This window comes from Photobacterium sp. ABD4_091 (assembly GCF_056160145.1).
Genome location: NZ_JBSWWQ010000001.1, coordinates 2,793,690 through 2,812,710 on the forward strand (window position 1 = coordinate 2,793,690; position 19,021 = coordinate 2,812,710).

The 19,021-nt window shown below is 48.1% G+C and carries 17 protein-coding genes; 5 read left to right on the forward strand and 12 right to left on the reverse strand.

The window, feature by feature from the left end:
• Positions 1–43: 43 nt before the first annotated feature.
• The 3 genes from torS to ACXAGQ_RS12885 all read left to right on the forward strand — a co-directional run bounded on the left by torS (position 44) and on the right by ACXAGQ_RS12885 (position 4,228).
• Entirely contained in the window at positions 44–3,043 is a 3,000-nt protein-coding gene (gene torS, locus ACXAGQ_RS12875; protein ID WP_475254229.1) for a TMAO reductase system sensor histidine kinase/response regulator TorS, read from the forward strand.
• Positions 3,040–3,396, forward strand: a complete 357-nt coding sequence (locus ACXAGQ_RS12880; RefSeq protein ID WP_475254231.1) for a phosphate-starvation-inducible PsiE family protein — start codon at positions 3,040–3,042, stop codon at positions 3,394–3,396. Before torS ends, ACXAGQ_RS12880 begins: the two co-directional genes overlap by 4 nt.
• Before the next feature lie 409 nt (positions 3,397–3,805).
• Entirely contained in the window at positions 3,806–4,228 is a 423-nt protein-coding gene (locus ACXAGQ_RS12885) for a hypothetical protein (protein ID WP_475254232.1), read from the forward strand.
• Between the two features lie 257 nt (positions 4,229–4,485).
• On the opposite strand, the gene ACXAGQ_RS12890 is transcribed toward ACXAGQ_RS12885, so the two are convergent.
• The 11 genes from ACXAGQ_RS12890 to ACXAGQ_RS12940 all read right to left on the reverse strand — a co-directional run bounded on the left by ACXAGQ_RS12890 (position 4,486) and on the right by ACXAGQ_RS12940 (position 14,647).
• Positions 4,486–5,700: a B12-binding domain-containing radical SAM protein gene (locus ACXAGQ_RS12890; RefSeq protein ID WP_475254234.1), complete on the reverse strand. Its 1,215-nt coding sequence runs from the start codon at positions 5,698–5,700 to the stop codon at positions 4,486–4,488.
• 2 nt (positions 5,701–5,702) lie between these two features.
• Positions 5,703–5,855 (reverse strand): hypothetical protein, encoded by a 153-nt coding sequence (locus ACXAGQ_RS12895; RefSeq protein WP_475254236.1) that lies wholly within the window; start codon positions 5,853–5,855, stop codon positions 5,703–5,705.
• Between the two features lie 59 nt (positions 5,856–5,914).
• Complete coding sequence (locus ACXAGQ_RS12900) at positions 5,915–7,210, reverse strand: sensor histidine kinase (protein ID WP_475254237.1); 1,296 nt, start codon at positions 7,208–7,210, stop codon at positions 5,915–5,917.
• Positions 7,207–7,884, reverse strand: coding sequence for a response regulator transcription factor (locus ACXAGQ_RS12905; RefSeq protein WP_475254239.1), 678 nt, complete (start codon positions 7,882–7,884; stop codon positions 7,207–7,209). Before ACXAGQ_RS12905 ends, ACXAGQ_RS12900 begins: the two co-directional genes overlap by 4 nt.
• A gap of 6 nt (positions 7,885–7,890) precedes the next feature.
• Positions 7,891–8,778: a sterol desaturase family protein gene (locus ACXAGQ_RS12910; RefSeq protein WP_475254241.1), complete on the reverse strand. Its 888-nt coding sequence runs from the start codon at positions 8,776–8,778 to the stop codon at positions 7,891–7,893.
• A 21-nt stretch (positions 8,779–8,799) separates the two neighbouring features.
• A complete protein-coding gene (locus tag ACXAGQ_RS12915) occupies positions 8,800–9,402 on the reverse strand; it encodes a hypothetical protein (RefSeq protein ID WP_475254243.1) in 603 nt (200 codons plus the stop codon).
• A 198-nt stretch (positions 9,403–9,600) separates the two neighbouring features.
• Entirely contained in the window at positions 9,601–10,911 is a 1,311-nt protein-coding gene (locus ACXAGQ_RS12920; protein WP_475254245.1) for a rhodanese-like domain-containing protein, read from the reverse strand.
• Positions 10,912–10,995: 84 nt separating this feature from the next.
• Positions 10,996–12,537 carry a DEAD/DEAH box helicase gene (locus tag ACXAGQ_RS12925; protein WP_475254246.1) on the reverse strand — a complete coding sequence of 514 codons (1,542 nt, stop codon included), beginning with the start codon at positions 12,535–12,537 and terminating at the stop codon, positions 10,996–10,998.
• Between the two features lie 154 nt (positions 12,538–12,691).
• Complete coding sequence (locus ACXAGQ_RS12930) at positions 12,692–13,564, reverse strand: TPR end-of-group domain-containing protein (RefSeq protein ID WP_475254248.1); 873 nt, start codon at positions 13,562–13,564, stop codon at positions 12,692–12,694.
• A 279-nt stretch (positions 13,565–13,843) separates the two neighbouring features.
• Complete coding sequence (locus ACXAGQ_RS12935; RefSeq protein WP_187462028.1) at positions 13,844–13,999, reverse strand: hypothetical protein; 156 nt, start codon at positions 13,997–13,999, stop codon at positions 13,844–13,846.
• Between the two features lie 156 nt (positions 14,000–14,155).
• Positions 14,156–14,647 carry an NUDIX hydrolase gene (locus ACXAGQ_RS12940; protein ID WP_475254250.1) on the reverse strand — a complete coding sequence of 164 codons (492 nt, stop codon included), beginning with the start codon at positions 14,645–14,647 and terminating at the stop codon, positions 14,156–14,158.
• Positions 14,648–14,823: 176 nt separating this feature from the next.
• On the opposite strand from ACXAGQ_RS12940, the gene ACXAGQ_RS12945 reads away from it, so the two are divergent.
• Positions 14,824–15,312 carry an RNA-binding S4 domain-containing protein gene (locus ACXAGQ_RS12945; RefSeq protein ID WP_475254252.1) on the forward strand — a complete coding sequence of 163 codons (489 nt, stop codon included), beginning with the start codon at positions 14,824–14,826 and terminating at the stop codon, positions 15,310–15,312.
• 81 nt (positions 15,313–15,393) lie between these two features.
• Here the strand turns inward: ACXAGQ_RS12945 and ACXAGQ_RS12950 are convergent, their stop codons facing one another.
• Positions 15,394–17,118: a sigma 54-interacting transcriptional regulator gene (locus ACXAGQ_RS12950; protein ID WP_475254253.1), complete on the reverse strand. Its 1,725-nt coding sequence runs from the start codon at positions 17,116–17,118 to the stop codon at positions 15,394–15,396.
• Positions 17,119–17,722: 604 nt separating this feature from the next.
• On the opposite strand from ACXAGQ_RS12950, the gene ygeW reads away from it, so the two are divergent.
• Positions 17,723–18,910 (forward strand): knotted carbamoyltransferase YgeW, encoded by a 1,188-nt coding sequence (gene ygeW / locus ACXAGQ_RS12955; RefSeq protein WP_475241740.1) that lies wholly within the window; start codon positions 17,723–17,725, stop codon positions 18,908–18,910.
• The last annotated feature ends 111 nt before the right edge of the window (positions 18,911–19,021 follow it).

A 19,021-nucleotide genomic window follows, 5' to 3' on the forward strand; every position in this document is an offset into this window, starting at 1 on the left:
CTAGATTGGTATAATAGCATTTTTATAGGTGTTTTTTTTATATATGAATTTAACCCCCAGTAGCATTGGCCAGAAACTGCTGATTGCTTTTTCTATGATGGCTGGCCTGATGATCATCGCTGTAGTGATTGGTGTTGCCGGTTTCTCCCTGGTTGCCAAGACAGAGCGCACCGTGATCAATGCAGCAGTGCCTGCTCTGGTTGAAGCGCGGCAGCTGTCGGATTTAAGTACCCGTATTATCTTTAATGCTCAGGTGTTGGCTAAATCTAAAGATGAAAAAGAGCGTGAGCAGCAGGGGAAATCGCTGACACTGCATATCCGGGCTTTGAACAACAGCCTTGAGTCTCTTGACCAATATGCTTTCGAGCCCGAGCTGATGCAGCAACTGGTGACTGACGTCGAGAACATCGTCAATAACCTCGCTATGTTGGGTATGTTGGTGGGAAGGAAAATTGAGCTTAGCGAGCAAGTTAAGGTGTTAAATAACACCATGACAGCAGCGACCAAGCAAATTGATGAGCTGTCACAGTCACAGGTGTCCAATGCCAATACGATTGCTGTCGCGAATGTATCCCGTATTTATGACCTAGTGGAAAAGGGTAATAAAGAGGCGGTATTTAATGCCCTTGATAGCTTGGTTGAAGTCGACATGGATTTGAGCGAGCGGTTATTTGAACTGAGGTTTCTTTCTCTTCAAGTGATCAACATGCTCGATGACAGCGAGCAGATCAGCACCATCAGTGAACTCAACACATTAAGGGACAGATTCGAATATGCCGTTGGCGTTATTCAGCAGCGGGTGAAGTCGGTTGAAGACCCTAGCCGCTCGGAGCAACTTCTCGAGCAGGTGAAAGCGCTAGATAACGATGGTGAGTTTTTCTCCGACATGGAAGCACTGATTTATGCAAATCAAGACGTTGAGCGAATGGAGCAGCAAAACTTGGTGTTGTTCCAGCAGCTGAACCAAACCGTTGATGGCATTATTCAGGCAGCCAATATCGGTACCCAACAAGCCGTAAAACAAGTAGATGAAACGCTGAATGTCGCGCGTAACAGCCTGATCGCGATTTCTGCTCTTGGGATGGTCGCACTGGTGCTGATTATGTGGCGCTATGTGTATGCGCGGGTGATCCGCCGCATCAATGATTACAGCAAGGCGCTGATGGCACTGGCGCGCGGTGATTTGGAAATCCGTCTGACAACCCAAGGCGATGACGAGCTGGCGCAGATGGGCAGGGCAATCATGGTCGCCCGCGATACCGCTTATGAGCGCCATAGGTTGGCACAGGTAGAGTCGAAAATTCGTTATGAGCTCCAACAACACAAAAACAGCCTAGAGCAGCTGGTCGCCGAGCGAACTAGCCAGCTAGAAAAAACCAACGAAAAACTCAATAAAGAAGTCAACAACCATGCCAAGGCTCGGGCTGAAGCAGAGCGAGCCAACCGGGCTAAATCTGCCTTCCTCGCGACCATGAGCCATGAAATCCGTACCCCGATGAATGGTGTGCTAGGGACTGCCTCCTTGCTGGCCGATACGGGGCTGAATGAAAAGCAATCGGAATATCTGAAGGTCATAAACCGCAGTGGCGAAACTCTGCTTGATATCCTCAATGATGTACTGGACTACTCGAAAATCGAAGCGGACCACTTGGATATCCGGCCTGCGAATTTCTCGCTGCATACCTTGGTTAAAGATGTCTACAGCCTGTTTGCAGGCAGGGCACAGTCAAAGCACGTTAGCTTGGTTACCGACATTGATGACAGCGTTGCCGAATATTGGGTAGGGGATGCGACTCGTATCCGCCAAGTTCTTGCCAATTTAGTCGGCAATGCCATCAAGTTTACCGAAGATGGCCAGGTTACCGTGCTGGTATCGGCATCGGCCCATGATCCGTCCCGTTTGCATATTGAGGTGGAAGATACCGGTGTTGGTATCCCGCTGCATGAGCAGGAAATGATGTTTACCGCTTTCCACCAGTCCAGCGAAGGCCGCCAGGCGGTGGGAGGGACTGGGCTAGGTCTAGCCATCAGCAAGCGTATTGTCGAAGCCATGGGCGGTGAAATTGGGCTTGTTTCCGCACCGGGTGAAGGAAGCTGTTTCTGGTTTACCCTGACCCTAGAGCCCGGAGAGTATACCGAGACTACGAGTGTTGATACGGCTGCTGGTATACCGGCAGCGAAGATACTGCTGGTGGAAGATAACCCGGTTAACAGTTTGGTCGCTGAGGGCTTCTTGCGCCGCTTGGGACATCAGACGCTGGTTGCCGAAGACGGTCAGCAGGCGAGGGAAGTCTACGCCGAGCATGACTTTGATATCGTATTGCTTGATATCAACCTGCCAGATACCGATGGCGTGACTTTGCTTGGGGAGCTTAAACAGCTAAAAAGTGCAGGTAATGATGCACAGGCAATGGAAGAAACGCCGTTTGTTGCCTTCTCTGCCCATGTGTTTAATGAAGACGTAGAGCAATATCTGGCTGCTGGGTTTGCCGGATTCTTGCCCAAGCCATTGGTCGAACACCAGTTGGTCGATGTTTTGAATTCGATCCTGGGCGGGGCAGAGCGGGTAGGTGGCATGGGGGCTGAAAACAGGTTAGAACAGCAGCCTAGCGACCAGAGCCGAGATAAAAATCGAGATGAAAACCGAGATAATGAGATCGACAGCGAGGTAGAGACAGTAATGGCAGGAAATATGGCAGAAAACATGCCGGTTTTAGATGAATCAGTACTGGGCAGTGATCTTCAGGTACTGGGCCAAGCCATGGTCGAAAAGATGATTGTTCTTTTTGCAGACTCATCGCAGCAAACCATGGATAAACTACTGCCGGCTATGCAGAGCGGTGATTTGGCGCAGGTTGCGAGCCTATCCCATAACCTCAAGGGGGCGGCCGGCACCATGGGCCTTCGCCAGTTGCATCAAGTGTGCTTGGAAATCGAGAAATCAGCAAAAGAAGGCGTCGTTGAAGCCGAAGCGGCCAATACGCTAGAAGTGGTGTATCAGGCGTCGTTGGCGGCGCTTAACAACACCTTTGCAGGTGATTGAGGCTGCATCTTGATTACCTCTTCTGGAGCGACTTAACTTCTGAGCTTTTGTTTTTGCTTGATATTAGTGACATCTTCGAGACGTTTGCAGCTTTCCACGTCGTCCTTGTCGCAATTGAAATTTTTGTCAATACTCGCATCTATCTCAAGGAGTATGAGTTCCCTTTAAAGCTTTTTGTTGTCACTGTATTGATGGCAGTCGCCCGGAAAATTATTGTGCTTGATTTCACTAAGATTGAGGCAGTAGAAGCGTTTTCTTTGGGGGCTATAATGTTCGCTCTAGGGCTAACTTCTGGTGTGATAGTGATTGTTGATAATAGAAAGCAAGAAGTTAACGCCGATTCCACTAAGTAAACTACGTGCCGTGCGCTAATCATTGAATCCAGTAAGGCTGGACAGCCATCTAGACGAGATTTGGTGTATTTCGATGACTTGATGCTTTGTAAATTGAACAAAATAAATTGAACAAAATTCGTAACTCAGAAATGCCCCAAAGCTTGCTAGCACCTTTTCAATAAGAAAACTGCCACCTAGATTTATCTCTATCTAAGCTAATGATTTTGTGGAATTGCTTATCCTATCTCATACCTACTTATGCTTTATACCGCATTTTGATATAAAAGGTGGCGATATGTTGAATATTTCTACATATCACACAGAACAAACAGATGCTATCTCGTACCTTCGTATTATTACGCAGGATTACTTTGAAACCAGCCAACATCAAAAATATAAAGCTGGTATGTTTAGCTAAGGAGCAAGCATGAAAGAGATATTAACTGGAATAGCGGCAGCAATTGGAACCGCAGTTATTTTTTGGATCTGGGGTGGTATAACTAAAATACCAAATATAGTTTCTGTACCCAGCGGTGCTGTAGTCGCTTTTGATAGTAAATCTTGTCCGGCGGAAGGTTGGAAAGAGTATAAAGCAGCTCATGGCCGGTTTATCCGAGGTATTGATCGAAGTGGAAGTAATATCGATCCTGACGGTGAACGTAATCCAGGTAGTTTTCAAGCAGATATGCTAGGTGCTCACAGTCACGAACACGTTGCTCCACGCGGTTATAACTCAGATGCAGGAAATCATGCTCGGGCGAAACCAGATGGGCGTGGCAAAACTGATTCAGCTGGTGGCGTAGAAACTCGCCCAAAAAATGTAGCTTTACTTTATTGCGTAAAACTATAACTTTACAAGTTACTAAATCGGGTGAACATCATTTGAAATGCGTTGTTCTAACTATTTAAGGTGGTATGCGGTGGCTTTTTGTATTGCGTAGCTCACCACCGTAACAGAGCTACTTTGCTATAGCAAACCTAATCCATAACATTCTAATTTAGTAATATAACTGACTTAGTTCTGTCCAATAAAGTGTTACAGCGTGAACTACAACCTAAATTTGTCACCAATAGGTGCTCACAGGTTGTAGTTCGTGCACTGACTAATTAGTAGTTGAACCAAGCCGTTATTCTCTCTTTCAGGCTCGCATTCTTTTTCCATACCCAGTAGATGCCATTTTCCAGCTCGTTCACAGTCATTTGCTTGGGCTGGTAGACCGGGTGGCTACCATCGTACTTTGACCAATCCGTTGTCAGGATCCGCCCTTCCTTTTCCAATTGACGGAAGGTCTCTGAACCTGGAAACGGGATCATGTAATGGGGGATGACTTTATCAACCTTGATGTCTTTGATAAATCGCTGGGTTTGCTCGAAAATCGATGTGTCATGTTCATCAAAGCCAAACAAGAAATCTCCCCATACCTCAATGCCATGACGTTTGATTTCAGCGATATACTGCTTCATTTTTGAGGGCTTTACGAAGCCTTTCTTTTGCGCTTTCAAGGCATCTTCTGAAGGGGTTTCGATTCCTAGCAGCACCGCTTTGAATCCGGCCTCGGCGGCGGTAGCCAATAACTCTTTGTCACGGGCGATCAGGACTGTTGTTTCGCCGTAGAAGCTCATCTTCAGCGGTTCAATCGCCCTAAATAGAGCCATCGTATATTCTCTATCGTGGGTGAGATTATCGGAATGCAACTCTACCCATTCGATGCCTAAGGACTTCAGATGTTTAAGCTCACTCACGATATTCTCAATAGGTCGCTGTTTGAACTTGTTGAAAAACCGAGGTACCAAACAAAAGTTACACTTATACGGACATCCACGAGTGACCACTACCGACCACGTGTAGTTATACACTGATGGATGAATGATATCGGTGGGGTAAGGGTTGAGATCACTCAACTCGACAGGCTCAGAGCTTTCATAAACTGGCTTTAGCGTCCCAAATTCTGCATCGGTGAGCAGTTGAGTCCAATAGTTTTCAACTTCACCGAGGATCAAACTATCAGCATAGCGAGCTGCCTCTTGTTGGTTAAACAGAGTATGTAGGCCGCCTAAAACGACATGTTTCCCTTGTTTTCTGTATTCAGTGGCGAGGTCGTAGGCTCTGTATGCATCTGGGGTCGACATAAATATCACAACCAATCCGGCATCAATATCAAGCTGAGCTTGAGCTCCGATGGTTTCATCGACCATGTCGAGCTCATACCATCTCGGGGTGGCAGCAGCGGCTGCGAAAATATTTTGCGGCGGTCCTCCAGTCGAGGCTTTGTATTTGGAGTAATCACTACCAGCGGAAGCTTTGATTAGATAGATTTTCATGATTAGCTCCTCCAACTGTTTCCAAGCAACAGAGAGATACCGACAGAGATACCCAATGCAATGAGGATATTGGGTAGGGTGACGCCCCAGATGGCGACACAAACGGCTACGGTTACTATCGCCCAAAGCAGTGTTTCTAATATCCAAGTTCCCATGATTGACTCCAGCTGATTAACTTGGGAACAAGGATAAAAGAGGAGAGGTTAACTTTTGGTTACCTTGTAGAAACCATGTCTACACGGGCGAGATAGGTCCCGTTTTGCTGCTGATGCGTGAAATGCCAACCTTGGTTGCGACACACCTTTTCAAGCAACACCAACCCGATACCAAACGATGATTCTGTGAGACTTGGGTCTTCGGATTCTGCTGGCTCCACCGGATTGGTTACTTCGATGTGCTTCTCCGACAACGAGATGGTGATAGTGCCACAGGCACTGTGCTGAAAAGCGTTGCGAATAAGGTTTGTCAGCACAATATGAATCAATGCTGGTGGAGCCTGTGTTTGTATGGGCTTGGAATCAGCTGCAAAATCAACGGTGACATCCTTGCTTTCAACCAGGAAGCGGTGGCTTTCAATCACTTCATTGGCGATGCGATTGATATCTATATCGCTGGTTTCAAGTTCGGTTTGAGTATTTCGGCTCATCCACAGTAATGTGGTGATGAGTGTTTGCATGGTGGCGACAGAGCGCTTTATGCGAGCAACTGCTCTTTGGCCACCCCGAGGCATGGACTCAGACAATCGCTCAAGCATTTCACTGCTAGCAGAGATGATAGATACCGGTGTTCTCAGCTCGTGACTGGCAGCTCTTAGAAAAAACTCTTCGCGCTCAATGGCGTCCCGCTCACTGCGGACGCTCTCGACCAGTTGATTGGCAAGCAAATCCACCTCACGATAGCGAAAGCGTTTCAGTTTATCGGTCTGGCTCAAATCCAGCGTTTCCGACCATTGGGATAGCACCAGAATGGGCTTGGTCAGGCGATGGATCAGCAAGCGAATGGTAATAAAGACCAAGAGTAACAAGCCGCCAATCAATAAAAAGGCAGAATTGAATTGGCTGACTGAATCAGGAGGGCTGAGTTCGAACAACTCGAGGTAAATGGCTTCATCATATTGGGAAACGACGTACAAAGTGATGTCGATGCTGGGGATATAATGAGTAGCTGCATACAGATATTCACCTGTTCCCGCCTTTTCAGCAGGGAGGTATTGTTCATAAATCGCGTCGTTAGCAAAGGTACTCCAGTCAAACGCGGTGAGAAACTTCTGTGGGATTTGATTGAAGTCGCGATAAACCTGAAGCGTATTGCTTGGTGACTGAGGAAGTTGTCCGGATTTGAGGTATTCGCTTTCTGCCACTTTTAGCTCATACAGAAAACCATACTTGGCCGATTCATTCAGCCCGATATGATAGCTTTGCATGATCATTAAGCCGTAAATAGCGGTGAGACTGATCACTATGCCAAAAAGGTAGAGATAAATGTCTCGCTTTATGCTGACTCGGGTCATGCATCGCCCTCTCTTATCGCCACTCCAACGCCATGGACTGTGTGGATGAGCTTGTTGTCAAACGGCGCATCAATAGACTGACGAAGCTTAAACAAGTGCACCTTGAAGCTGTCTGCGTTTGGCAGGTCATCTCCCCAGACTTCTTGCTCTAACTTTGCCTTGCTGACGACATTTGGGCTGTTGCACACTAGGCAAACCAGCATCTTCCAGCATACAGGAGGGAGTTTTAGCACTTGTCCGGCGCGTGTTGCCTGATGCTTATCCAAATCAATTGTTAGATCTGCCACTGTCAGTGAAGCAACGCTACCCTGAGCACGACGAATAAGAGCAAGAAGGCGAACTTTGAGCTCTTCCATGGCGAAAGGCTTGACTAGATAGTCATCGGAGCCTGCAGCAAAACCCGTCACTTTATCATCGAGGGTATCTCTCGCAGTGAGCATCAGCACAGGGGTGCTGATGCCTTGCTCTCTGAGCGATTTACACACGTCGATACCATCCATTTTCGGCATGTTTATATCGGTGAGTATGATGTCATAGGTATTGGCAAGCGCCAGATTCAGCCCGGCTGCTCCATTGTAGGCAAAGTCAAACTCGAAGCCGTCCAGTTCCATGTAGTCACTGATGGCTTCGGCCAAATCTTTGTCGTCTTCGATTAGCAGGGCGTTGATACTCATAGAGACTTATTTCCTTTGTTGTTCTTGCTTCCATGCCCAGATAGGCGGTTTGATCAGAAGTAGCAATCGATAGCGCCAACTAGGTGCATGCCACATCTGTTGAATCAGTTTCGCATAACCGTGGAAGTATACTTTAAACGGATTAACAGAATTTATCCGTGGGTAAACCCCGTATTTGACCTCTTCTTCCTCACGGGCAAAGGTGCCAAACATACGATCCCAGATGATCAGTATTCCCGCGTAGTTCTTATCCAGATACTGCTTATTGGTCGCGTGATGAACCCTGTGATGCGATGGTGTATTGAAGATAGCTTCAATCGGTCGCGGGAGCTTTCTTACCGTTTCAGTATGCAGCAGAGTCTGGAACAGTTGGACGAAGGTTTCACACATCAGCACTACAAATGGATTGAAGCCCAGCAGAATCAAGGGAAGGTGGAAGAAGAACGGGAAAAACCAGTCGAGTGGTCCAAAGCGGTAGGCCACCGAAATATTAAAGTACGGCGAGCTGTGATGGACAGAGTGCGTCCCCCAAGCAAGGCCGTTGCTGTGCAAAAAACGGTGCTCCCAGTAGTAGGCCAAATCAGCCAGGATCAGACAGCCCAATATTGTCCAACCTGTAATGGGCAACTGGGTAAGGCTGAAATGTTCATACGCGAAGACAAAGGCGGCAACATAGGCTAAGCCCACGATAAAGACAGTGACCAACAGGAAAAAAAGCGTCACAAAGTTGGTTGCACTGTCACCCAACATATTCCAGCTGAGTTTCTTTTTGAAGGCATAGCGGACCAGTTCTATCAAGAAGAGTGCAGCGGCAATAATGACGAAGTTATTGTCCACCCAGCTCTCGGTGAAGATGATGGTTGTTTCAGAAAAAACTTGAGACATAAAATCCATGACATATCTCCTGGGCGCTCGTTATTTATAGTAGACAGACAATTGGCTGGACTCCGGTTCTCCTTGTGGGTTGAGATAATGGATCTCAACCAAAGCGTCGACCTGCCGCTGAAAATTGATTTGCTGCCAAGCATCAATGAGCTCAGATTCAGAGTACTTTCCTCTCTTCAGTAGTGGCTGCGCTTTTTCAATCGCAGGAAGGGCCACCAAGTTATTTGTTGCTGAATTATCTGTTGCGGAATTATTTGTGCTTGGGAAGCCGATGGTGACTGTCGCTTCGGTAAAGTCGCTGTTGAGATTCTGATACAGGACAATGATTGTGTCCCAGTTTTCGGGCAGCTTGTTTTGCTCAACGATCATGCGCTCGAAGTCGGCCCACAATGTGCCTATGGTTTCCAGTGGCAGGGTTTTGGTTATACCATCCAAATATTGTTGAGATATTTCCTTCTGTTTCTCACCTGATGAAGCACTAGCGGATGTTTTTGTTTCCTTGAGTTGTGGTGCCTGGAGCTGTGGTAGCTGATTCATCTTAGTCGTGTCAGCCATTGCCGGCTGGTGCACAACGAGCCCCCACACTGTGCCGGTAATGGCTGCAGTTGTCAGTATTGAAGTGAATAGTTTCATCTTATCTCCATCCTTTATTCACTGTGTCATAGCGTGAGGGGAGAATAAGCAGGAGGTGGTTAACAAAAGGTTACTGCCTAAACACCAACGGATAAAGTGGATAAAAAAGGATCTGAACCCATAGGGCTAGATCCTTTTAGTGATTGGGTATCACAAAATGGATTCTGTCGTCTTTCCGTTTTGCTATTGCTTGCCTTGTTACTTCTCGTTATAGAACGCAGACTTTGGCGCATTTGAAATGTCGCCGGTTTCGGTCGGGTTGCTAGGATCCCCGCTCCATTCAAACCAGCCACCGTCATAAACGCTGATGTCTTTCCAGCCCATCACATGGGCGTAGAAGAAGACCTCGGAGGCTCGCCAGCCGGTACCGCAGTAGAACGAGACTGTTTGCGATGCATTAATGCCCCAATCTTTCCAGAAGTCAGTCATGATATTCGGGCTGATCATGGTGTCATCCGGGTTACGGAAGTCTTCCAGATGGTAAGCATCAGAGCCTGCGTGGCCCCATTTTGAGCCTTTGATGCGGCCTTTTGGCTCGATGTAGCGGTAACCACTCGTCTCACCAACATATTCCGCCCAGCTGCGGATACTGACCAGTGATTGATGTTCTGGATCGGCCAGGACTTCACGGGCCTCAGGAACATCAATGATGTACTGCGGATTAGCCGGAATCGTGCGGCCAAAATCGACAGGCTTGGCGTGGTTGCGCAGAGGCTGGGTTGATAGGCCTGCATTGACCCAGGACTGCCAGCCGCCGTTTAGCAGGCGAACATCATCCACACCTGCATACATCATCAGGTTTGCGACACGGGCTGCGGCGGTGTTGTCGCGGCCATAGAGGATGACGGTGGTATCGTGGGCGATACCTAGTCCTTTGATGGCTTCTGCCAGTTTGCTGTCATCGACACGGTTCCACCAAGGCTCAGACTCAATCATATTGGTGTTGAGGTAAAGCGCCGAAGGAATATGGGCGGCAAGGTATTTGGTTGGCGGTCCCCACGCGACTTCAACCACTTTGAAGCCTTTTGCTGGTGGGTGAAGTATGTCTTCGCCATTAATCAGCCCGTTGAGCCATTTTGCGGGTACAAGCTGCTGGTAGTTTTCAAGGGCGCTCAACTGGCCGGAATAATCACTAACAGCTTGGTCGATAAGCTGGATATTGTTATTGCCTAGGCTGTTAAGCTGATCGTGCAAAATTTCTGCTTTTTCAGGCTGGCAATAGAGATAAGTCGGTTTGGTGAGGTCGATACCGCGGTTTTCAAGTTCAGCCCGGACAACCTGGGGGCGAAGCGTCGATAGCCAGTCGGCATCGAAATTAATAGCACCAGGGAAGTGGCCGCCGCGTGTCTGGTTGGCTTCGGGCCAGCCGTTGTAGTGATTGCTCGATCGACAGTCGATGATTTGAAAGTTTTGGTTATTATCGGCGGCTAACTGATCAAAAGTTGCCGCCATAAGTTGGGGGCTCATTACGGCTGCAGAAGAAAGCAGTGCCCACTTTGTTATTTTCATTGACATTACCTAGCATAAAAAGAAGAGCCAGCATTATATGATGCTGGCTCGCTATTTTATTGATATGAGTAATGTTCTTTCGGCTTAGCTTGCTTGTGCTGCGGTATTTTTCGAGCGGCTCACATTTTTGCTATTAGGCTTGCGGCCTCGTTGGGCTGGTTTTTGGCCTCTTGGTTTCACATCGCTGTTACGATAGCTTTTGCCGTTGCCGTTGCCGTTGCCGTTGCCGTTGCCGTTGCCGTTGCCGTTGCCGTTGCCGTTGCCGTTGCCATTACGCTTGCGCTGCTGGCCGTCAGCATTACGAGGTTTGTTGTCACCTTGTTTAGGTGCATTGCCTTTGCGTGGGCCTGAGTTGCGTTTTTGTTGGCTACGGTTGTCGCTGCGCTTTTCAGTGCGTTCTTCAGTACGGTTTTCTGCCGCTTCTTTTGGCTTCTTCGGTTTCTTTGGCTTTTTCGCTTTAAGCGGCTTGATCGGCAAAGAGTTCGGTAGCGCGTTGGTTGGAACGAAACCCACCACATCTTTACGCTCTAGGTGCTGTTGAATCAATTGTTCAATGGCATTTAGCTCTTTGACTTCATCTGCACATACCAGCGACACCGCGTGGCCTTCAGCGCCTGCGCGACCGGTACGGCCGATACGGTGAACATAGTCTTCAGCTACATTTGGTAGGTCGAAGTTAACTACTTGCGGCAACTGGTCAATATCAATACCACGGGCAGCGATGTCAGTTGCTACCAAAATACGGATCTCGCCGGTTTTGAAGTTTGCCAGTGCTTTGGTGCGGGCACCTTGGCTCTTGTTACCGTGGATAGCGGCTGCGGTAATATCACGCTCTTCAAGGTATTTCGCTAGGCGGTTTGCACCATGCTTGGTACGGGTAAAGACAAGCGCCTGCTGCCACTTTTTCTCTTGGATAAGCTTGGTAAGCAGCGCTGGCTTTTTCTTCTTGTCCGTTGGGTAAATCCACTGCTGTACAGTTTTGGCTGTACTGTTGCGCGGTGTTACCGAGATCTCTACTGGGTTGTTGGTCAGCTCGCGAGCCAGTTCACGGATTTCTTCCGAGAAGGTCGCTGAGAACAGCAGGTTCTGACGCTTGGCAGGAAGCAGCGCTAGGATCTTTTTAATGTCACGGATAAAACCCATATCCAACATGCGGTCGGCTTCATCCAGAACCAGTACTTCAAGCTGGTTGAACTTAACAGCGTTCTGGCCGATAAGGTCTAACAAGCGGCCAGGCGTTGCGACCAGTACGTCGGCACCCTTGCGCATGCGCATCATTTGCGGGTTGATCTTCACCCCGCCGAAAACAACCGCAGAGCTTAGCGGAAGCTTCTTGGAATAGGTTGCTACGTTTTCACCGACCTGGGCCGCAAGTTCGCGGGTTGGCGTCAAGACAAGTGCTCGTACTTGGTTAGCACGAACGACAGGCCCTTTGGATAGGCGCTCTAGAATTGGCAGGGTAAAACCCGCAGTTTTGCCTGTACCTGTCTGTGCCGCAGCCATGACATCCCGGCCTTCCAGAACAGCAGGGATCGCCTGCGCCTGAATAGGAGACGGGGTTTCGTAGCCTTGGTTGGCAACAGCTTCAAGGATTGGGGTACACAGGCCCAAAGAGGCAAAACTCATAGAAAATTCTCAGTCGGATGAAAAGTATGATCTGCCTCACACAGGCAGCAAGCGGGCTAGCTTACAGCAGGATCGGGAAAAGTCCTAATCTTTCAGATTATCCTATACCTAAGTTATCTCAAGGTGCTGGATTGTGAAGGCCGGCAGGGGAGTATCAGGGGTCATTGGGGTCAATTAAAATTTCAAACCGCTCATTGCCGTGCAGGGACTCAAAGTCAGGATCTTCCGCTGCTAATTCTCGTAACGAAGCGCTTCCGCTGACTGCTTGCTCTAAATCATTGATCGCCAACTCTTCTGAACCCAAGCAAGCATAAGCACAGGCACGCTGATAAAGTGCATGGGCATTATTTGGGTCGAGTTCAAGTACCCGGTTGCACAGGCTTAGCCCCCAGTGAAATTCGCGGATTTCAATCACGGCATCGGCTTTGTAGATCAGTGCTTCTAGGTCACCGGGGCGGATCTTCAATATGTCGTCATAGACTTCGATTTTTTGCTCTGGGGTCTGCAAGCCCTGCGAACGGAGCCACAAATTGTGGATCTCGTTGATGGTTTCAATCTCTTTGTTGTTCTGGGCAATAATGCGGGTTTTGCGTTTGAGGTCTTGCTCGAGGCGCTGGAATTTCTTCTCGTACTGATCAGCAATTGACTGGAGTTGTTGGTCGGCGGCTTTCTTGGTGTTATCACGCAGCTCCCGAAGGGACTGCCAACCCACAAAGGCAAATAGCGAAGCGGCACCAGCGATGAAGTAGAAGAAGTAGGTGACAGTGACATTGGCATAGTTCATCGATTTGTCTGCCACGGCCAGTTCCCGGTCGGTGATTTCCAGCACTAAGCGCCGTTCGAGATCTTGCTGGTCTGTGCGCAGGGCCTTGAGCTCGTCCAATACGTAGCGCTCTATCAGCGGTCGCTCCAATATGCCTTCTTCGTCAGCTTGTGTTTCTGACAGCGCAAGGGATGGCACCATTAGAGTCATGATGAGAAGTAAGGTGCGCAGGAGTAAGGATAATAGAGATAATGATAAAGACATGGCCACTTCCCTAAAGTCGCTGTGTGCGAAGGTCATAAGGGAATACTAGTTAATGGTTGAATTTACGACAAAGTTGAAGTGCTAAAGCCTTGCGAGTGAGGCTTGAAGGAGATTGTGAAAAGCGCTGATGGCCTGAGAAAGTTGATTGCTTACTAACAACGAGGCACAGGAAGATATTGGTTGGCGGCCAAAAACTTGGTTACCACCAGCGCTGGAGAGACGTCGAATTAGGACTGGTCTTCATACCAGGCAAAAGTCTTAGAGACGTTGCACTTGATATCAGTCTTCCAAACCACCTTCTTTTTGTACGCTAGCCAACATTGCCTTACGCTTCAGCTCTTTGTCGGCTTCTTGCTGGCAACTAACACGGTTGGCTTCTTCGAAGCTGGTTTCTGCGTTGTTTGAAAAAACATAATCTTTATTAAAAGTCAGCATGACGTTTACCCTCAAGTCATCATGTTGTTTACGACATACATCCTGTCTTGATTTGGTTAAAAAACCATCATCCCTGATTAATTATTTTAAGGAGGAGTAAGGAGGCGTAGTTCACACTTTCCTCGCCCTTGTAGGCGTAGAACGACCAAATTGCCGTTAATCTATACCCAGTAATTTCAATGCGTTTCTGGCAGAATCAAAAGCGAATTCATTCGCAGTGATGTCGTCGCGCTTTACCCAATAAATAGCGGCAACATCATCATTTGCCTGCATTTTTGGCTTGCTATCAAGCGTGATGTGAAAGAAAGCATCACAGGTTTTGTATTCGATTTCGCGGTAGTTGTAGGTGTTGGATGCTGAGCCGATATAGCGAAAAGCGGTAGGCTGAAAGCCTAGTTCTTCTTGCAGTTCGCGGCAAAGGGCTTGCTCTAGCGATTCATCATAATCGACAAACCCACCAGGGAAATCCAGCATGCCTTTACCGGGATCGCGCCCTCGTTCTGCCACCAAGACTTCATCACCACAGCAGATAATCGCCAGAACAGCCGATGCGGTATTGTGGAAATAGGTGAATGGGCAGTGCTCACAACGAAACGCTTTGATATCGGTTTGAGCGAGAGAGGCTTGTCCGCAAGAGGGGCAGTACATAGTGAAACCTGGGCATCGGCAGAAGAATCGAGTGGCGAACTATACCAAACTAAGCAATAGCCTTGTACTTGAACCTTTTATTTCTCGCTGATAGGCCCAAACCCGTGAATGCCAAGTGTGATTGGGTTAAAATTATGACGCAAGTTAAATAATTTAAGTCACCACTGGTTAGAAAAATGTCTGAAGAACACGAAGAATATGAAGTTGAAGCCCTTGGCGTTGAGGTGAGTGCCCAACCTATTGAGCTTTATAAGGTGTTGAAAATTGCCAACGCCGTAAGTGGTGGCGGTGAAGCCAAATTCGCGATTGCCGAAGGCTATGTCGCGGTCAACGGCGAGCTGGAGCAACGAAAACGCCGCAAGGTGTACGACGGTGATGTCATTGAGTTCAACAATGAGTTCTACCTAGTGCTTTGCGACCAGCCAGTGACTGAGGTGGTAGAAAAACCTAAGAAAGCGGCTGAGCCAAAGCCAGCACCTCGCTCTAAGTCAGCATCAAAAGCGGCGAAGGGTAAAGGGCAGGGTGCCAAAGCCGGCTCTCAAGGAGGCCGCCCCCAAGGTAATAAAGCCAATAAAGCCAATAAAGCTAAGAAAGGTGGCTCAGGCAAGCCAGCAGCCAAAGGTCCAGCAGATAAAGCAACAGGCCGTAAGCCAATTAGCTTCTAACAATAGAAAGGCCGCGACAATGTCGCGGCCATTTTTTAAAGGGAAGCAGGTTTTAAGAGGGAGCAGGGGTATCTGCGGGTATCAGACCCTGTGGTTGCTCAGCCCGTACTTCTTAATCTTGCGGTATAGGGTGGCAATCCCTATCCCTAGCTCTTCGGCGACCATTTTGCGGTTGCCAAGCCGTGAAATGGCCTCTTCAATTCGGATCTTCTCCATTTCCTCCAAGCTCATAGCGCAATCGTCGCTCAAGACTTCCTGTGGACTGGCGGCCTCAGGTGTTTGCTCAAAGTACGGGGGCAGCAAGTCGACGTCAATCTGGTCGCCTTCAGGCACGACATTGACGAGGTATTCCACTAAGTTGCTCAGCTCTCGAACGTTCCCCGGCCAATGGTAGGCATTGAGGCGGCGCATGGCTTCAGCACTGATCCCCGGATAGGTCACCCCTATTTTCTGGGTGTGGTGCTCGAGGAAGTAATTGATCAGCAGCGCGATATCCCCCTCTCGTTCTTTCAGCGGTGGCAGGTGAATAGGGATAACGTTAAGGCGGTAATACAAGTCCTCACGGAATTTGTTGGTGGCGATCATTTCCTGGAAATTTCGGTTGGTTGCCGAAATGATGCGGATATCCACCGGGACGGATTTGTTCGAGCCAATTGGCATCACTTCCCGCTCTTCCAGTACACGCAACAACTTGGCTTGCAGTGTCATTGACATATCGCCGATTTCATCGAGGAACAGGGTACCTTTGTTGGCAGCCTGGATAAGACCGGTTTTGCCCTTGGTAGACGCACCGGTAAAGGCTCCTTTGACATAACCGAACAGCTCACTTTCCAGCAGCTGATCAGGAATCGCGGCACAGTTGATAGCAATAAACGGGTAATTACTGCGATCGCTTAGGTTATGGACAGCATTGGCGATAACTTCTTTACCGGTACCGCTTTCACCATTAATCAGCACGCTGGACGGGCTGCTGGCAATACGGGTGAGGAGCTTTTTCAACTGGCGCATCTTGGTACATTCGCCGATAACGGTGGCGAACTGGGGTTCATGATCAGGGATCATCAAGGCGCTATTGGGTTGGTGGTAAGCCATCAGAAATAATTGGTGGCCGTGGGCATTATAAAACTGCCCGACTAATAATTCCTGCCGTCCTCCCAGCGAAATAATATGCTGCTGGTGGCCTTTCATTTCATTGTTGTGAAGCGACAGCGGCTGAATATTAATTTCGAGGGTATGTAGCCCCTCCTGAGTTATATTCAGGTTGTTAAGTGCTGGCTGGTTACCATATTTTACCCGATTGTTTTCATCGAGGACTAATACGCCTTGGTCCATGTTTTCAATAAGATTAGTAAACACCTCATCGAGACCTTCACTGTTACTGTTTTTCTCGACAACTTTAGACACCACAATTTGGGCGATGTGTTTAATGTAGTCTGAGAAAAGTTGAACATTTTCCTTGATTCTTTCACGCGACTCTTCGGTAAACGCGACAAGGCTGATTACTCCCAAGCAGCGATCTTCGATCATGATCGGCACACCCAGAAATGCCATTTCACGGCAACCGTTTTTGTTAGTACACCCTTCGCATAAAGGATCGGTGCGAGATTTGACGACAACTTTTTCTTCATTTGTCTCAAGGATATATCTAAATATCCTTGAGCTAGTATTCAGCTTTTTCCCAAAAAACTTACTGTAGGGACCCGTGCCTGCAATCCGAACCAAATCGGCATCGACGACTTCGGCATCGATCTTCAACACCGCAGACAGCATCTGGGTGAAGCGGAGGATCGTTGGTTGCAATTGCATTAACTCTGAGGGTCTTGGTGTGTTCAGCATATTGACTGGCTTATTCCTTTAATGACGGAATTAACATAAAGAAAAACCGCTTTATGCTGTTTGATATGTGTCAGGGTTTTTCAATAGAAAATTTTGCAATGGAATAATTTGCTAGCAATGTCACATGGGAATATCAATATGATAATCCCCCTTTTTTATCACTATCATTTTGGTCTAGCGGGTTGATACCTCAGTGATAGCGGGTATTTCAATTGCCTCTCTTTTTATTATGCGGAAACGATACACCTAAATCTTTCATCCCAGTATTTACGCGGCTTTCCAAGGCGTAATGATAAATATAAATCTTGAATTTCAATGTTGGCACAGTTGTTGATTGTACTGAATTAAGTTCCGAAATATTTATCTTTGTTAACCCTTAGTTTAAGCCTGAAGCATTACAAGAACACTGCTTGAACGTACCGTTCTTATAAGCAATCTCAGTGCCTTAAATCAAAAACCAAATGAATGATCGCTGATTGAGCAATGCTGAAGGCTGTCATTACCCATTAAGCGACTGGCCCGTGAAGAAAAGCGCTGCCAGAGACGTATAACAATTGAAACCGGGAAGAAAAACATGAAGAGCATCAACGAACTGATCAAGGAAATTAATGAGCTTAAATCTGAACTGCACGACAAAGACTTTCTGTTGACCTGGGAGCAAACCCCGGAAGAGCTTGAGCGTGTACTGAAAACAGCCCAAGCCCTAAAATCAATGCGCCAGGAAAACATTGCTACCAACGTATTCAACAACGGCCTCGGGATCTCCCTGTTCCGTGACAACTCAACCCGTACCCGTTTCTCTTACGCTTCAGCGATCAACATGCTAGGCCTTGCCCAGCAGGATTTGGATGAAGGCAAATCACAAATTGCCCATGGCGAAACAGTCCGTGAAACGGCCAACATGATTTCATTCTGTGCCGATGCCATTGGTATCCGCGATGACATGTACCTAGGCGCAGGTAATGCTTACATGCGTGAAGTAGGTGAAGCGCTGGATGACGGTGTTAAAGAAGGCGTGCTTCCTCACCGTCCTGCTCTGGTAAACCTGCAGTGTGATATCGACCACCCAACCCAGTCTATGGCTGACTTGGCATGGTTGGAAGAGCACTTCGGTGGCTTGGACAAGCTGAAAGGCAAGAAAATTGCGATGACTTGGGCTTACTCGCCAAGCTACGGCAAGCCATTGTCAGTGCCTCAAGGCATCATCGGCTTGATGACCCGCTTCGGCATGGATGTCACGCTGGCTCACCCAGAAGGCTACGACCTGATCCCTGAAGTGGTCGAAGAAGCTCGCAAGAACGCGGAGGCCTCTGGCGGTAGCTTCACTCAGGTTGCCAGCATGGAAGAAGCATTCAAAGACGCAGATATCGTTTATCCGAAGTCTTGGGCACCTTACCAAGTGATGGGTCGTCGTACCGAACTGCTGCGTGCTAATGACCATGATGGCCTGAAAGCGTTGGAAAAAGAATGCCTGGGTCAGAATGCCAACCACAAAGACTGGCACTGTACCGAAGAAATGATGAAGCTGACCAAAGGTGGCGAAGCACTTTACATGCACTGCCTACCAGCGGACATCACTGGCGTATCGTGTGAAGAAGGTGAAGTGGAAGAGTCGGTATTTGAGAAATACCGTATCGCGACTTACAAGGAAGCGAGCTGGAAGCCATACATTATTGCGGCAATGATACTAAACCGTAAATACCAGGAGCCTGGGCATATTCTGCAAGAGCTACTGGATGATGCGAAGAAGCGTGTTAAATAACCGCTGACTGCATCGAACCCCTAGTCGATCTATCTGTATCTTTATGCTTGGGCATGCTAGCCCATTAGCGGGGGAGTTATATCCTTGGGTTATTTCAGACCCCCGCCTTTT

Bases quoted from the DNA above. Each gene is read 5' to 3' on its own strand.
- torS (WP_475254229.1), top strand. From the start codon at position 44: ATGAATTTAACCCCCAGTAGCATTGGCCAGAAACTGCTGATTGCTTTT.
- ACXAGQ_RS12885 (WP_475254232.1), top strand. From the start codon at position 3,806: ATGAAAGAGATATTAACTGGAATAGCGGCAGCAATTGGAACCGCAGTT.
- ACXAGQ_RS12890 (WP_475254234.1), bottom strand. From the start codon at position 5,700: ATGAAAATCTATCTAATCAAAGCTTCCGCTGGTAGTGATTACTCCAAA.
- ACXAGQ_RS12895 (WP_475254236.1), bottom strand. From the start codon at position 5,855: ATGGGAACTTGGATATTAGAAACACTGCTTTGGGCGATAGTAACCGTA.
- ACXAGQ_RS12900 (WP_475254237.1), bottom strand. From the start codon at position 7,210: ATGACCCGAGTCAGCATAAAGCGAGACATTTATCTCTACCTTTTTGGC.
- ACXAGQ_RS12905 (WP_475254239.1), bottom strand. From the start codon at position 7,884: ATGAGTATCAACGCCCTGCTAATCGAAGACGACAAAGATTTGGCCGAA.
- ACXAGQ_RS12910 (WP_475254241.1), bottom strand. From the start codon at position 8,778: ATGGATTTTATGTCTCAAGTTTTTTCTGAAACAACCATCATCTTCACC.
- ACXAGQ_RS12915 (WP_475254243.1), bottom strand. From the start codon at position 9,402: ATGAAACTATTCACTTCAATACTGACAACTGCAGCCATTACCGGCACA.
- ACXAGQ_RS12920 (WP_475254245.1), bottom strand. From the start codon at position 10,911: ATGAAAATAACAAAGTGGGCACTGCTTTCTTCTGCAGCCGTAATGAGC.
- ACXAGQ_RS12925 (WP_475254246.1), bottom strand. From the start codon at position 12,537: ATGAGTTTTGCCTCTTTGGGCCTGTGTACCCCAATCCTTGAAGCTGTT.
- ACXAGQ_RS12930 (WP_475254248.1), bottom strand. From the start codon at position 13,564: ATGTCTTTATCATTATCTCTATTATCCTTACTCCTGCGCACCTTACTT.
- ACXAGQ_RS12935 (WP_187462028.1), bottom strand. From the start codon at position 13,999: ATGCTGACTTTTAATAAAGATTATGTTTTTTCAAACAACGCAGAAACC.
- ACXAGQ_RS12940 (WP_475254250.1), bottom strand. From the start codon at position 14,647: ATGTACTGCCCCTCTTGCGGACAAGCCTCTCTCGCTCAAACCGATATC.
- ACXAGQ_RS12945 (WP_475254252.1), top strand. From the start codon at position 14,824: ATGTCTGAAGAACACGAAGAATATGAAGTTGAAGCCCTTGGCGTTGAG.
- ACXAGQ_RS12950 (WP_475254253.1), bottom strand. From the start codon at position 17,118: ATGCAATTGCAACCAACGATCCTCCGCTTCACCCAGATGCTGTCTGCG.
- ygeW (WP_475241740.1), top strand. From the start codon at position 17,723: ATGAAGAGCATCAACGAACTGATCAAGGAAATTAATGAGCTTAAATCT.